The organism is Pseudomonas sp. GD03903 (assembly GCF_029840045.1).
Taxonomy (GTDB): domain Bacteria; phylum Pseudomonadota; class Gammaproteobacteria; order Pseudomonadales; family Pseudomonadaceae; genus Pseudomonas; species Pseudomonas pseudonitroreducens.
This window is the reverse complement of the sequence record NZ_JAOCBT010000006.1, coordinates 223,871-236,972: the sequence shown is the minus strand read 5'-3', so window position 1 is coordinate 236,972 and position 13,102 is coordinate 223,871. Positions and strand designations below refer to the sequence as shown.

Sequence of the window (13,102 nt, the reverse complement as noted above, 5' to 3'; positions counted from 1 at the left end):
CGGACATGTTCCCCCGCGATCGATACACCTTCCAGGAGTTCCTCGGCCTGGAGCGCTGGATCGATGGCGAGGTGGTGCGGGTGCGCCTGCGCCATCGCCCGGAGCTGATGAACTACATCGACAGCTTCCACGGCGGCGTGCTGATGAGCGTGCTCGACGCCGCCATGGCCGGGGCGATCCGCGCGCAGATGCCGGGTTGCTCCATGGTCACCATCGACATGGCCACCCACTTCATGGGCAGCACCCGCGGTGAGATCAACGCCGTCGGCCGGGTGCTCAAGCGCACTCGCACGCTGTGCTTCTGCGCGGCGGAAATCTTCGATGCAGCCGGCGAGCTGATCGCCAGCGCCACCGGCAGTTTCAAGTACCGGCCCGCGGCGGCCGGAGCTGTTCAACCGACACGGGAATGATGAAATGACCGACCACACCGCGATGGCCGAGGAGCGCGAAGAGCGCCTGCGGCTGATCCGTGACAGCGCCGCCTCCCTGGTCCCGCGCGGCGGCGACCTGGGCCGGGTGCGCCGTCTGCGCTTCCAGCAGGCGGGCGTCGACCGCGACGCCTGGGGCGAAGTCTGCGCCATGGGCTGGCCGGGCCTGCGCCTGGCGGAAGAACTGGGCGGCAGCGGGCTGGGCATGGCCGAGTACGCGGCGCTGCTGGAAGAACTAGGCCGCGGCCTGCTGCCCGAACCGCTGATCGAGGTGAGCCTGATCGCTCCGCTACTGCCGGCGGATGAGCGCGAAGCGCTGCTGGCCGGCGAGCGGCTGATCCTGCCCGCCGGTATCGGTTACGAAGCCGGCGCCGCCGTGCCGGTGCTGCACGATGGCCAGTTGCGCGGCGAGATTGCCCATGTGGCGCTCGGTGCTGCCGCCGATGCCTGGCTGGTCGCCTGCGACGCCGGTCTCGCTCTGGTGCAAGGCAACGCCGAAGGACTGAGCGTTCACCAGGAACCGACCCAGGACGGTGGCCACCTGGCGCGCCTGCGCTTCGATGGCACGCCGGCACAGCTTGTCGAAGCTGCGCCAGCGGCGCTCGATGAGTCGGCACTGGCCTGCTCGGCCTATCTGGTCGGGCTGATGGATGCGGCCTTCCAGCAGACCCGCGACTACCTCGGCGTGCGCCGCCAGTTCGGCCGCGAGATCGGCAGCTTCCAGTCGCTGCAGCACCGCATGGTCGATCTGAAACTGCAGATCGAACTGGCCCGCGCCATCGTCGGCGAAGCGGCCACCGCGCTGGACGACGGTGCGCCGACTGCCCAGGTACAGCGCCTGGTGTCCACCGCCAAGGTGCGCGCCGCCGAGGCTGCCATGCTGGTCACCCGCCAGGCGATCCAGCTGCACGGCGGCATCGGCTACACCGACGAGGCCGACATCGGCCTGTTCCTGCGCCGCGCGATGGTGCTGCTCAACAGTCAGGGCTCGCTGGCCTTCCACCGGGCGCGCTACATCGCCCTGCTGCATGCGGAGGTGGCGTGATGAGCGAGATGCTGCTGCAGGAAACTCACGGTTCTGTGCGCCTGCTGCGCTTCAACAATCCGGCGCGGCGCAACGCGCTGTCCCCCGCACTGCGGGCCGAGCTGCTCGACGCGCTGCGTGAAGCGGACGCCGATCCCGCCGTGCGCAGCGTGGTGCTGACCGGTTCGGCGGAAGTCTTCAGCGCCGGCGGCGACCTCAGCGACATGCACGTCACCGACCTCAACGCCGGCCGCGTGCGCATGCAGAAGAACGCTGACCTGATCCGCCAGATGCTGCGCATGGGCAAGCCCATCATCGCCGCCATCGAAGGCTGGGCGGTGGGCGCCGGGCTGTCGGTGGCGCTGGCCTGCGACAGCCTGGTATGCGGCGGCACGGCGCGCTTCGCCGCCGGCTTCGGCAAGGTTGGTTTGATTGCCGATCTCGGCCAACTGCACACCCTGCCGGCGCGCGTCGGCAACGGGCGGGCGCGGCAGGTGCTGATGTTCGGCCAGGTGATCGAAGCCGAGGAAGCATTGCGCATCGGCCTGGTGGACCAGCTCTGTGCACCGGGTGCCGCGCTGGATGCGGCGCTGGCACTGGCCGCGAAGGTCGAGCAGCAGGCGCCGCTGGCGCTGTCGCTGACCAAGGCGCTGCTGGCCGATGGCCTGGAACTGCTGCTCGAACGCGAAGGCGATTTCCAGAGCCAGCTGTTCCTCAGTGCCGACCACGCCGAAGGCAAAGCGGCCTTCCTCGAAAAACGTTCCCCGGATTTCCGGGGCCAGTAATCAAGAGAACCGTGACATGACCGATTACAACGCCCTCGAAGATGGCGAATTCCGTCGGCTGGTGCGCGAGTGGGTCGCCGCCAATTACCCGCAGCGCATCCGCAACCCGGCCCACCGTCTGGGCCGCGACGACACCTGGGAGTGGTACCAGGCGCTGTCGCAGCAAGGCTGGCTGTGCCCCGGCTGGCCGGTGCAACACGGCGGCATGGGCCTCTCCGCCGGCAAGCAGCTGATCATGATCGAGGAGATGGAAAACTACGGCTGCGCGCGCCTGCCCGACAGCGGCATCACCATGCTCGGCCCGCTGCTGATCCGCTACGGCAGCGACGCCCAGCGCGAGCGCTTCCTGCCGCGCATCTTGAGCGGCGAGGACATCTGGTGCCAGGGCTACAGCGAGCCCAATGCCGGCTCCGACCTTGCCAGCCTGCGTACCGAAGCGGTGTTGCGCGACGGCGAATGGGTGATCAACGGCCAGAAGACCTGGACCACCATGGGCACCGAGGCCAACTGGATCTTCGTGCTGGCGCGCACCGAGCGCAGCGCCAAGGCACAGCAGGGCATCAGCTTCCTGCTGGTGCCGATGGACAGCCCTGGCGTCGAGGTGCGGCCGATCCTCAACCTGGAACTGCAGGGCGAGTTCTGCGAGGTGTTCTTCAACGACGTGCGCGTGCCGGAGGAAAACCTCGTCGGCGCGGTCAACCACGGCTGGGGCATGGCCAAGGCGCTGCTGGGTTTCGAGCGCATCTTCCTCGGCTCGCCCAAGCAGGCCACCTTCGCCCTCGAGCGCCTGGTCCGCCTGGCACGTCACCAGGGCCTGTGGGACGACCCGGTGTTCGCCCAGCGTTTTGCTGCGCTGAGCATGGACCTGGACTGCCACAAGGCGCTCTACGAGCGCTTCGCCGAACGCCTGCGGCGCGGCGAGGAACTGGGCCCGGACGTTTCCCTGCTGAAGATCCACCAGTCCGAGCTGTACCAGCGCATCAGCGAGCTGGGGCTGGAGATCGCCGGTCTCGATTCGGCGCTGCTCAACCCCTTCAGCGACGATCCCGAGCTGCACCCGGCGGGCATCTTCATCCAGTCGCGGCCGACCACCATCTACGGCGGCACCAACGAAATCCAGCGCAACATCCTGGCCAAGGCCGTGCTCGGCCTGCCGAGCTGATCGTGCGCACGACGAACCTCAAACACGAATTGAAGTAAGGAACGAGCAATGACCCAACGACTCAACGAAGGCAAGGTAGCGATCGTCACCGGCGCCGGTGGCGGCATTGGCCGCGAGATCGCCCTGGCCCTGGCCGACAGCGGCGCGCGGGTACTGATCAACGATATCGGCGTGTCCCTGCAGGGCGAGGGCGGCTCGGCTTCCCCGGCCGAGGAAACCCTCGGGCTGATCCGCCAGCGCGGCGGCGACGGCGCTATCAGCACCGACAGCGTGTCGGACTGGGACAGCGCCCGGCGCATCGTCTCCAGCGCCATCGACGCCTTCGGCCGCGTGGACATCGTGGTCAACAACGCCGGCATCCTGCGCGACACCATCTTCCACAAGATGAGCGCCGAGGACTGGCTATCGGTGATCAACGTGCACCTCAACGGCAGCTTCTTCGTCAGCCGCGCCGCTGCCGAGCACTTCCGCGCGCAGAACAGCGGCGCCTTCGTGCACATGACCAGCACTTCGGGGCTGATCGGCAACTTCGGCCAGGCCAACTACTCGGCGGCCAAGCTGGGCATCGTCGCCCTGAGCAAATCCATCGCCCTCGACATGCAGCGCTACAACGTGCGCTCCAACTGCATCGCGCCATTCGCCTGGAGCCGCATGACCGACTCCATCCCGGCCGAGACGCCGGAGCAGAAAGCGCGGGTGGAAAACCTGCAGCGCATGACCCCGGACAAGAATGCGCCGCTGGCCGTGTACCTGGCCTCCGATGCCGCCAGCGCGGTCAACGGCCAGGTGTTCGCCGCGCGTAATCACGAGATCTTCCTGATGAGCCAGAGCCGCCCGCTGCGCAGCGTGCACAGCGACAACGGCTGGACCCCGCAGAGCATCGCCGAGCACGGCATGCCGGCGCTGCGCGGCAGCTTCATGGACCTGGCGCGCAGCCCGGACGTGTTCTCCTGGGACCCGATCTGACCCTTCGGAGGCAGGCCCATGTTCAAGACCCGATTCACCGAAACCTTCGGCGTCGAACACCCGATCATGCAGGGCGGCATGCAGTGGGTGGGGCGCGCCGAGATGGCGGCGGCAGTGGCCAACGCCGGTGGCCTGGCAACGCTGTCGGCGCTGACCCAGCCGACGCCGCAGGCGCTGGCCGACGAGATCGCGCGCTGCCGCGAGCTCACCGACCAGCCCTTCGGCGTCAACCTGACGCTGCTGCCGACGCAGAAGCCGATTCCCTACGCCGAGTACCGCGCGGTGATCATCGAGAGTGGAATCGGCGTGGTCGAAACCGCCGGGAACAATCCCGGCGAGCACATCGCCGAGTTCCGCCAACATGGGGTCAAGGTCATCCACAAGTGCACGGCCGTGCGCCATGCGCTGAAGGCCGAGCAACTGGGAGTCGATGCGGTGTCCGTCGACGGCTTCGAGTGCGCCGGGCATCCGGGCGAGGACGACATTCCCGGCCTGGTATTGCTGCCCGTCGCAGCCAACCGGCTGCGGGTGCCGATCATCGCCTCCGGTGGTTTCGCCGACGGCCGAGGGCTGGTGGCGGCGCTGGCGCTGGGGGCCGATGCGATCAACATGGGCACGCGCTTCCTCAGCACCCGCGAATGCCCGATCCACCCGCAGGTCAAGGCGGCCATCCGCGCCGCCGACGAGCGCTCCACCGACGTGATCATGCGTTCGCTGCGCAACAGCGCGCGGGTTGCGCGCAACGCCATCAGCCAGGAAGTGCTGGCCATCGAGGCGCGTGGCAATGCCACCTACGCCGACATCGCCACGCTGGTCAGCGGCCTGCGCGGGCGCACGGTCTACGAGCAGGGCGACACCGACCTGGGCATCTGGTCCGCCGGCATGGTCCAGGGCCTGATCGATGACGAACCAAGCTGCGAGGAACTGCTGCGCGGCATTGTCGAGCAGGCGCGCGAGTTGATCCGAAAGCGACTGGAGGGCTTGCTCGCCGATTGATCCCGAGTGCGGCGCCTTCAGGAGCGGCGCCGCCTTCACCTCACCTGACGAAGAGACAACAACAATGAAAAATCTTCCCGTACGGGCGCTCGTATCGAGCTTCGCCTGCCTGCCCCTGTTCGCCCACGCGGACTTCATCGCGGACAGCAAGGCCAACCTGGAACTGCGCAATTTCTACTTCAACCGCGACTATCGCCAGAGCGGTGCCGCGCAGTCGAAATCCGAGGAGTGGGCGCAGGGCTTCCTGCTGCGCTTCGAGTCCGGCTACACCGAAGGCACGGTCGGCGTGGGCGTCGATGCGCTCGGCCTGCTGGGCATCAAGCTGGACTCCAGCCCGGATCGCACCGGCTCCGGCCTGCTGCCGTATTCAGCCCGCGACAAGCGCGCCGCCGACGATTACAGCGACCTGGGCGTGACCGCCAAGCTGCGCGCCTCGAAAAGCACCCTGAAGGTCGGCACGCTGCTGCCGAAGCTGCCGGTGGTGCAATACAACGATACCCGCCTGCACCCGCAGACCTTCCAGGGTGGCCTCGCGGAGATCAACGAGATCGACGGCCTCACCGCGCAACTCGGCCAGCTGCGCCAGGTGAAGCAGCGCGACTCGAGCAACGACGAAGACCTGTCGATGACCCGCGGCAACAAGCGCAACATCGTGCTCGGCAGCCATACCAGCAGCGACCGCTTCAACCTCGCCGGCGGCACCTACCGCTGGACCGACAATCTCAGCACCAGCTACCACTACGGCGGCCTGGAAAACTTCTACCGCCAGCACTACCTGAGCGTGGTCCACACGCTGCCCATCGCCGAGGGCCAGTCGCTCAAGTCCGACATCCGCTGGGCGCGCTCCACCGACGACGGCGGCAGCAATGTCGACAACCGCGCGCTCAACGCCCTGTTCACCTACCGCATCGGCGGCAGCGGCTTTGGCGTGGGCTACCAGCGCATGTCCGGCGACACCGGTTTCGCCTACCTGTCCGGCACCGACCCGTACCTGACCAACTTCGTGCAGATCGGCGACTTCGCCAACAAGGACGAGCGCTCCTGGCAGGCGCGCTACGACTACGACTTCGCCGGCCTCGGCCTGCCCGGCCTGACCTTCATGACCCGTTACCTGCAAGGCGACCACATCGACCTGCTGAACGGCCAGGGGCGCGGCAAGGAGTGGGAGCGCGACACCGACATCGGCTACGTGGTGCAGAACGGCCCGCTGAAGAACCTCGGCTTCAAGGTGCGCAACGGCGCCTTCCGCAGCGATTTCGGCAACGACATCGACGAAACGCGGGTCATCGTCAGCTACCAGATGCCGCTCTGGTAATAGTCGTTACGGGCGGTGGCGGTTTGGCCAGAATCGCCCCGCCCGTGGCGGGAATGTCCCTTTCAGACAAAGTCTGAACCATGATTCACTGCTTTCAATGCAGTGAATCAGGATTCAGACCATGGCATACCGGCAAACCCAGGCCCGGCTGCAAAAGGACGGCGAACTGCGCGAGCGCATTCTCGAGCTGGCGTTGGCGCGGGTCGTCGACGGCGGCTTCGCCGCGCTGACCATGCAGAGCCTGGCGGACGCCGCCGGTATCGCCACTGGCAGCCTCTATCGGCATTTCAGCGGCAAGGGCGAACTGGCCGCCGAAGTCTTCGCCCGCGCCAGCCAGCGCGAGGTCGATGCGCTGGGCGCGCTGCTGAACGACTCGGGCAGCGCCGCCGAGCGCCTGAGCCGCGGCCTGCACCAGTTCGCCGCCCGTGCCTGGGGCAGTCGTCAGCTGGCCTTTGCGCTGATCGCCGAACCGGTCGACCCTGAGGTGGACGAGCAGCGCCTGGTCTACCGCGAAGCCTACGCCGCCCTGTTCGTCACCCTGCTGGAGCAGGGCATCGCCGCCGGCGAATTCCAGCCCCAGCCGGTGCAACTGACCGCCGCCTGCCTGGTCGGCGCGATTGCCGAGGCGCTGATCGGCCCGCTCTCGCCGCCAGCCCGCGCCGCGCGGGATGCCGGCGAATCCAAGGTTTCCCTGGAGGACGTCAGCGACGCCCTCGTGAACTTCTGCCTGCGCGCCGTCGGTGCGTTCCCTGCTGCTTTGCCAAAACCTGCCAGGCCCACGCCTGTGATGGAGGACCAGCCATGATCCCGCACCAGTACGCCGAAACCCACGAAGTGACCAACCAGGTGCCGCCGCTGGATGGCGCCAACCTCTATCGCGTCGACGTACCGCTGCAGGAGTGGGTGCGCCGCTACGGCGGTGGCTTCGCCGAGCAGAAACTCGACGCCTACGGCGCGCTGGCGGGCGGGCCGCTGATGGCAGCGGGCTTCCTGGCCAACGAGAACAAACCGGTGTTCAAGTCCCATGACCGCTACGGCCATCGCGTCGACCTGATCGAATTCCACCCGGCCTACCACGAGCTGATGCGCGCCTCCATCGAGGCCGGCATCCCGTCCATGCCCTGGACCGACCCGCGCGCCGGTGCCCAGGTGGCCCGCGCCGGCCTCAGCTACCTGCACAGCCAGGCCGAAGCTGGCACCGGCTGCCCGCTGACCATGACCTTCGCCAGCGTGCCGGCCATCCGCCTGCAAGCGGATATCGCCGAGAAGTGGCTGCCGAAGATTCTTTCCACCGAGTACGACCCGCGCAACCTGCCCATCGAGCAGAAGGCTGGCGCCACCATCGGCATGGCCATGACCGAGAAGCAGGGCGGCACCGACGTGCGCGCCAACACCACCCGCGCCTATCCGGTGGGCATGCCCGGCCCGGGCCAGGCTTACGAGCTGGTCGGCCACAAGTGGTTCTGCTCGGCGCCGATGTGCGATGCCTTCCTCACCCTGGCCTACACCGACAAGGGCCTGACCTGCTTCCTGCTGCCGCGCCACCGCCCGGACGGCAGCCGCAACGAGTTCTACATCCAGCGCCTGAAGAACAAGCTGGGCAACTGGTCCAACGCCTCCAGCGAAGTGGAATACCGTGGCGCGCTGGCCTGGATGGTCGGCGAGGAAGGCCGCGGCGTACCGACCATCATCGAGATGGTCGCCATGACCCGCTTCGACTGCATGATCGGTTCCAGCTCGCTGATGCGCCAGGCGCTGACCCAGGCCGCGCACCATTGCGCCTACCGCCAGGTCGGCGGCCGCGTGCTGGCCGAGCAGCCACTGATGCAGAACGTGCTGGCCGACCTCGCCCTGGAAAGCGAAGCCGCGCTGGCCCTGACCATGCGCATGGGCCGCGCCCTGGACCACCTGCACGACGAACAGGAAGACAAGTTCGCCCGCCTGGTCACCGCCGTGGGCAAGTACTGGATCTGCAAGCGTGCCCCCGCGATGATCAACGAAGCCGCCGAATGCCTGGGCGGCGCCGGCTACGTCGAGGACACCATCCTCCCGCGCCTGTACCGCGAGGCGCCGGTCAACTCCACTTGGGAAGGCTCGGGCAACGTGCAGTGCCTGGACGTGCTGCGCGCCCTGTCCAAGGAGCCGGGCGTGCTCGACGCCCTGTTCGCCGAACTCGGCGACGGCCATGGCGATGCGCGCCTGGCCTCGTTCATCGGCAACCTCAAGGCGTCCTTCGCCGACACCCAGGACATCCAGTACCGCGCCCGCCAGCTCACCGAGAACGTCGCCGTTGCCCTGCAGGCCAAGCTGCTGCTGGAAGCGGGCAACTCGGTGGTCTCCGACGCCTTCATCGCCAGCCGCCTGGACGACGGCGGCCGCGTCTACGGCACCCTGCCGCGCGGGGTGGATGTGGAAGCGCTGGTGGCGCGGGCGACGCCGCACCTGGCGTGATTTGTGGAAAGGGTGGGGCCGGTGCGCCCCACATTTTCAGCCCAGCAGGCGCTTGCTCAGTAATTGCTGGAAGTCGCGGCGCCCGTCGATCACCAGATAGACATGCACCGTGTTGCCAGCGATGCGATAGATGACGCGGTATGGCTTGAAGAAAATCTGGCGGTATTCCTGAATGCCCAGGCTCATCAGCTCCTTGGGATGGCTGCCGCGCTGGGGCTGCTGACGTAGTTCGGCGATGGCCTGCAGCAACTGGTCGAGCACGTAATCGGCGTTCTCTGGGCAGTCGAAATCGGCGATGTAGTCGTGGATGCCTTCCAGATCCCGCTCTGCGCCGCGAGTGATCAGGACCTGATAGATGTCTCGGCTCACGACTGCTGGCGACGTTTGCGCAGACGCGCGGCCACTTCGTCGATCGAACGGGTTTCCCCGGCTGCGATTTCCTGGTTGCCCAGTGCGAGCACCTTCAACAGGGCCAGCGTTTCCTGGGTTTGCTCATAGGAGTGCACGTCCTGGATCACCGCTTTGGCCTCGCCGTTCTGCGTGATGATCATGGGTTCCTGCTGCTCGCCGAGTTGCTTGAGCACTTCGGCGGCGTTGGCTTTCAAGTAGCTGATAGGTTTGACCTGGCTGGAGTAGCGCACGGTGTGTACCTGTAGATAGGTCTGAATAAAGACTTTATAAGGTCTGGATTGTCCATGATGTCGCTGGTCAGACGGAAGATCAAGGGCGAAGTCTGTCTGCCTTTTGTGTCAGAAGCTTCGTAGGGCGAATAACGCGCCAGCGTTATCCGCCGCGGAGATTCCGGCGGATAACCTGTTCCAGGTTATGCGCCCTACGGGGGCGTCAGGCGCCAGCGCAAGGAGTTTTGTAGGGCGAATAACGCGCCAGCGTTATCCGCCGTGGAGATTCCGGCGGATAACCTGTTCCAGGTTATGCGCCCTACGGGGCGTCAGGCGCCAGCGCAAGGAGTTTTGTAGGGCGAATAACGCGCCAGCGTTATCCGCCGCGGAGATTCCGGCGGATAACCTGTTCCAGGTTATGTGCCCTACGGGGGCGCCAGGCGCCAGCGCAAGGAGTTTTGTAGGGCGAATAGCGCGCCAGCGTTATCCGCCGCGGAGACTCCGGCGGATAACCTGTTCCAGGTTATGCGCCCTACGGGGGCGTCAGGCGCCAGCGCAGGAGTTTTGTAGGGCGAATAACGCGCCAGCGTTATCCGCCGTGGAGACTCCGGCGGATAACCTGTTCCAGGTTATGCGCCCTACGGGGGCGTCAGGCGCCAGCGCAAGGAGTTTTGTAGGGCGAATAACGCGCCAGCGTTATCCGCCGTGGAGATTCCGGCGGATAACCTGTTCCAGGTTATGCGCCCTACGGGGGCGTCAGGCGCCAGCGCAAGGAGCGCCACCAGCCGGAGCGTGGTGCGGTAGCGGTTTTGGGCTGCAGGAGCTGCGGCACGTCGCTGTAGCGCACCCAGAGCTGGTCGTTCCATTCCAGCAGCGCGATGTCGCGGCTTTCCCAGCGCAGCAGGGAGCGGCGTGGGTGCTGGACGGGGAGGGTGGGGCCGCGCAGGGCGGGGATGACTTCGCCGGTGATCCACTGCCGCAGGCTGCGGTTTTCCGGGTGGCGGTAGCGGGACAGGAGATTGAAGAAGCCGGCTTCGCAGACCAGCCAGGTGTCCTGCTCGCCATTGTGGGTCTGCAGCCGCTCCCGGCGCTTCAGGTCGGCGTCGAGGCGATGTACGGTGAAGTGCTCCGCCGGGCAGCCCATCAGGCCGCCCAGATCGCTGGCGGCGAACCAGGGTTGGTTTTCCAGCATCAGGGCCCGGAGCGGGCGCTGGTGGCGGATAAATACAGTTGCATTGCGAGCTTCTTGATTCATAGAGGTAGCAGCCCAAACAAAGTGAAGGTACCTGCTGCCCTCCGCCGTCAATCGAAGGGTGGCAGACCGCGCGGGGTTGACGGACCGGCGTTTGGACGAACCGGCAGACCCATTCAATGAATGAATCTCCCTGCGCGATCTGCCATTGAGCGTGACTGCTTGAGTTGCAGACGCAGAACGGCTTGCAAAGATGGGCATCATCTTCACGTGCATTGCTAGACGCATAAGTGCCCAAACCATCAGGCCGTCAAACCCGGCTGCGGGATTGACCGCAGCGCGGCCAATCTAGCGGCGGCACCTTGATAAACAAGACGCTTCCAGCAGCTTGGGACGACCTGACAAGCGATATACGAAAATGGAATGCCGTCGATTCCTTTCGGCTGTCATCCGCACTCGCGGTCGCGGATTCTGTCATAGGCTTTCTTCAACCCTTCCGCTCGTCCTGCCGGTTCGGAATCTGTCATCCCTTTCTGTGACGGAAGCAGGCAAGATGGAGCTGATCGTTCAGACAGGATGCCCACCATGAGTCTTACGACTGGCGACGAGTTCTTCGTCGCGCAGACCGCCGAAGAGGCCGTCGATCGACTGGCCGTGCTCCACGAGCGCGCCACCGGCGCCCTGAACCAGGCGCTCAAGCGGTACCTGAAGGACCGCGAAGTCCCCGACGCGCAGCAGCGCGAACAATTCCGCTACCCGCTGCTGCGGGTGACCTACCTGTGCCAGGGCGAAGTGCCCTCCACCACCCGCGCCTACGCCAAGGTCCAGGTGCCTGGCACCTACGCGGTGACCATCACCCAACCCAAGGCCTTCCGCAAATACCTGCTCGAGCAACTGCGCCCGTTGATGGAAGACTTCACCGTGCGCGTGGAAGTCGGTGTCAGCCAGCAGAACATTCCTTACCCCTACGTGGTGGAAAGCGGTGACGAGCTGGGTGGCTCCGGGGTGACCGCCGCCGAGCTGGCGCGGGTGTTCCCCAGCACTGATCTGTCGGCGACGTCCGACGGCGTTGCGGATGGTCTCTACGAATGGGAGAACGCCGACCCGATGCCGCTGGCGCTGTTCGACGCCGCGCGCACCGACTTTTCCCTGCGTCGCATGGTGCACTACACCGGCAGCGACTGGCGCCATGTGCAGCCGTGGATCCTGCTGACCAACTACCACCGCTACGTCGACCAGTTCATCCACCTGGGCCTGGAGCGCCTGCGCGATGACCCGCGCTTCGTGCGCATGGTGCTGCCGGGCAACGTGATCATCGAGCGCGGCCTCGATGCCGGCGAGGCCAACGCCATTGTCGCCAGCGTCGAGTGGCATCGCTTCCAGATGCCGGCCTACCACCTGATCGCCGAAGATGGCGACGGTGTGACCCTGGTGAACATCGGCGTCGGCCCGTCCAACGCGAAGAACATCACCGACCACCTCGCCGTGCTGCGCCCGCACTGCTGGCTGATGGTCGGCCACTGTGGCGGCCTGCGCCAATCGCAGACCATCGGCGACTACGTGCTGGCCCACGCCTACATGCGTCGCGACGGCATTCTCGACCGCGTACTGCCGCCGCACATCCCGATCCCGGCGCTGGCGGAAGTGCAACTGGCGCTGCAGGAGGCCGCGGCGGTGGTCACCGGCGAGCGCGGCGACCAGCTCAAGCGCCGCCTGCGCACCGGCACCGTGCTCACCTACGACGACCGCAACTGGGAGCTGCACTGGGCCCAGGAACGTCCGCTGATCAACCTGGCGCGGGCGATCGCGGTGGACATGGAAAGCGGCACCATTGCCGCGCAGGGTTACCGTCTGCGGGTGCCCTACGGCACGCTGTTGTGCGTGTCGGACAAGCCGCTGCACAGCGAGATCAAGCTGCCCGGCGCGGCCACCGCGTTCTACCAGCGCGCGGTGAGCCAGCACCTGTCCATCGGCATCGCCGCCGTCGATCTGCTGCGCACCCAGCTCAACTCGCTGCACTCGCGCAAGCTGCGCAGCTTTGACGAGCCGCCGTTCCGCTGATCTGCGACAGGGCGCGGCGCGGCTGCCAGGGCGATGGTGATTGCCCCGGCTGCATCAAGGAAGCCGCGTAGGGCGCATCACGCGCCAGCGTTATCCGCCGTG

General features: G+C 66.6%; 13 protein-coding genes. 10 read left to right on the top strand and 3 right to left on the bottom strand.

Translation table 11 applies throughout. The features are described from left to right. The first annotated feature begins 5 nt into the window (after positions 1-5). The 9 genes from N5C91_RS12020 to N5C91_RS11980 all read left to right on the top strand — a co-directional run bounded on the left by N5C91_RS12020 (position 6) and on the right by N5C91_RS11980 (position 9,127). Entirely contained in the window at positions 6-410 is a 405-nt protein-coding gene (locus N5C91_RS12020; protein ID WP_236172575.1) for a PaaI family thioesterase, read from the top strand. A gap of 4 nt (positions 411-414) precedes the next feature. Continuing rightward, a complete protein-coding gene (locus tag N5C91_RS12015; RefSeq protein WP_279829837.1) occupies positions 415-1,473 on the top strand; it encodes an acyl-CoA dehydrogenase family protein in 1,059 nt (352 codons plus the stop codon). Between the two features lie 8 nt (positions 1,474-1,481). Next, positions 1,482-2,237, top strand: a complete 756-nt coding sequence (locus N5C91_RS12010; RefSeq protein WP_279830029.1) for an enoyl-CoA hydratase/isomerase family protein — start codon at positions 1,482-1,484, stop codon at positions 2,235-2,237. A gap of 16 nt (positions 2,238-2,253) precedes the next feature. Further along, complete coding sequence (locus N5C91_RS12005) at positions 2,254-3,399, top strand: acyl-CoA dehydrogenase family protein (RefSeq protein WP_279829835.1); 1,146 nt, start codon at positions 2,254-2,256, stop codon at positions 3,397-3,399. A 48-nt stretch (positions 3,400-3,447) separates the two neighbouring features. Further along, positions 3,448-4,365, top strand: coding sequence for an SDR family NAD(P)-dependent oxidoreductase (locus tag N5C91_RS12000; RefSeq protein ID WP_279829833.1), 918 nt, complete (start codon positions 3,448-3,450; stop codon positions 4,363-4,365). 18 nt (positions 4,366-4,383) lie between these two features. Then, complete coding sequence (locus N5C91_RS11995; RefSeq protein WP_279829831.1) at positions 4,384-5,361, top strand: NADH:ubiquinone reductase; 978 nt, start codon at positions 4,384-4,386, stop codon at positions 5,359-5,361. Positions 5,362-5,425: 64 nt separating this feature from the next. Then, complete coding sequence (locus N5C91_RS11990) at positions 5,426-6,676, top strand: OprD family porin (RefSeq protein ID WP_279829829.1); 1,251 nt, start codon at positions 5,426-5,428, stop codon at positions 6,674-6,676. Between the two features lie 121 nt (positions 6,677-6,797). Further along, positions 6,798-7,481 (top strand): TetR family transcriptional regulator, encoded by a 684-nt coding sequence (locus tag N5C91_RS11985; RefSeq protein ID WP_279829828.1) that lies wholly within the window; start codon positions 6,798-6,800, stop codon positions 7,479-7,481. Continuing rightward, positions 7,478-9,127: an acyl-CoA dehydrogenase family protein gene (locus tag N5C91_RS11980; protein ID WP_236200563.1), complete on the top strand. Its 1,650-nt coding sequence runs from the start codon at positions 7,478-7,480 to the stop codon at positions 9,125-9,127. The genes N5C91_RS11985 and N5C91_RS11980 overlap by 4 nt, the downstream gene beginning before the upstream one ends. 36 nt (positions 9,128-9,163) lie before the next feature. On the opposite strand, the gene N5C91_RS11975 is transcribed toward N5C91_RS11980, so the two are convergent. From N5C91_RS11975 to N5C91_RS11965, 3 genes are all read right to left on the bottom strand, one after another. Next, positions 9,164-9,496, bottom strand: coding sequence for a type II toxin-antitoxin system RelE/ParE family toxin (locus N5C91_RS11975; RefSeq protein ID WP_236172463.1), 333 nt, complete (start codon positions 9,494-9,496; stop codon positions 9,164-9,166). Continuing rightward, complete coding sequence (locus N5C91_RS11970) at positions 9,493-9,768, bottom strand: type II toxin-antitoxin system Phd/YefM family antitoxin (protein WP_236172464.1); 276 nt, start codon at positions 9,766-9,768, stop codon at positions 9,493-9,495. The genes N5C91_RS11975 and N5C91_RS11970 overlap by 4 nt, the downstream gene beginning before the upstream one ends. A gap of 724 nt (positions 9,769-10,492) precedes the next feature. Continuing rightward, positions 10,493-10,939 carry a Bro-N domain-containing protein gene (locus N5C91_RS11965; RefSeq protein ID WP_279829823.1) on the bottom strand — a complete coding sequence of 149 codons (447 nt, stop codon included), beginning with the start codon at positions 10,937-10,939 and terminating at the stop codon, positions 10,493-10,495. Between the two features lie 585 nt (positions 10,940-11,524). On the opposite strand from N5C91_RS11965, the gene amn reads away from it, so the two are divergent. Next, entirely contained in the window at positions 11,525-13,000 is a 1,476-nt protein-coding gene (gene amn / locus N5C91_RS11960; RefSeq protein ID WP_236172466.1) for an AMP nucleosidase, read from the top strand. Positions 13,001-13,102: the final 102 nt, after the last annotated feature.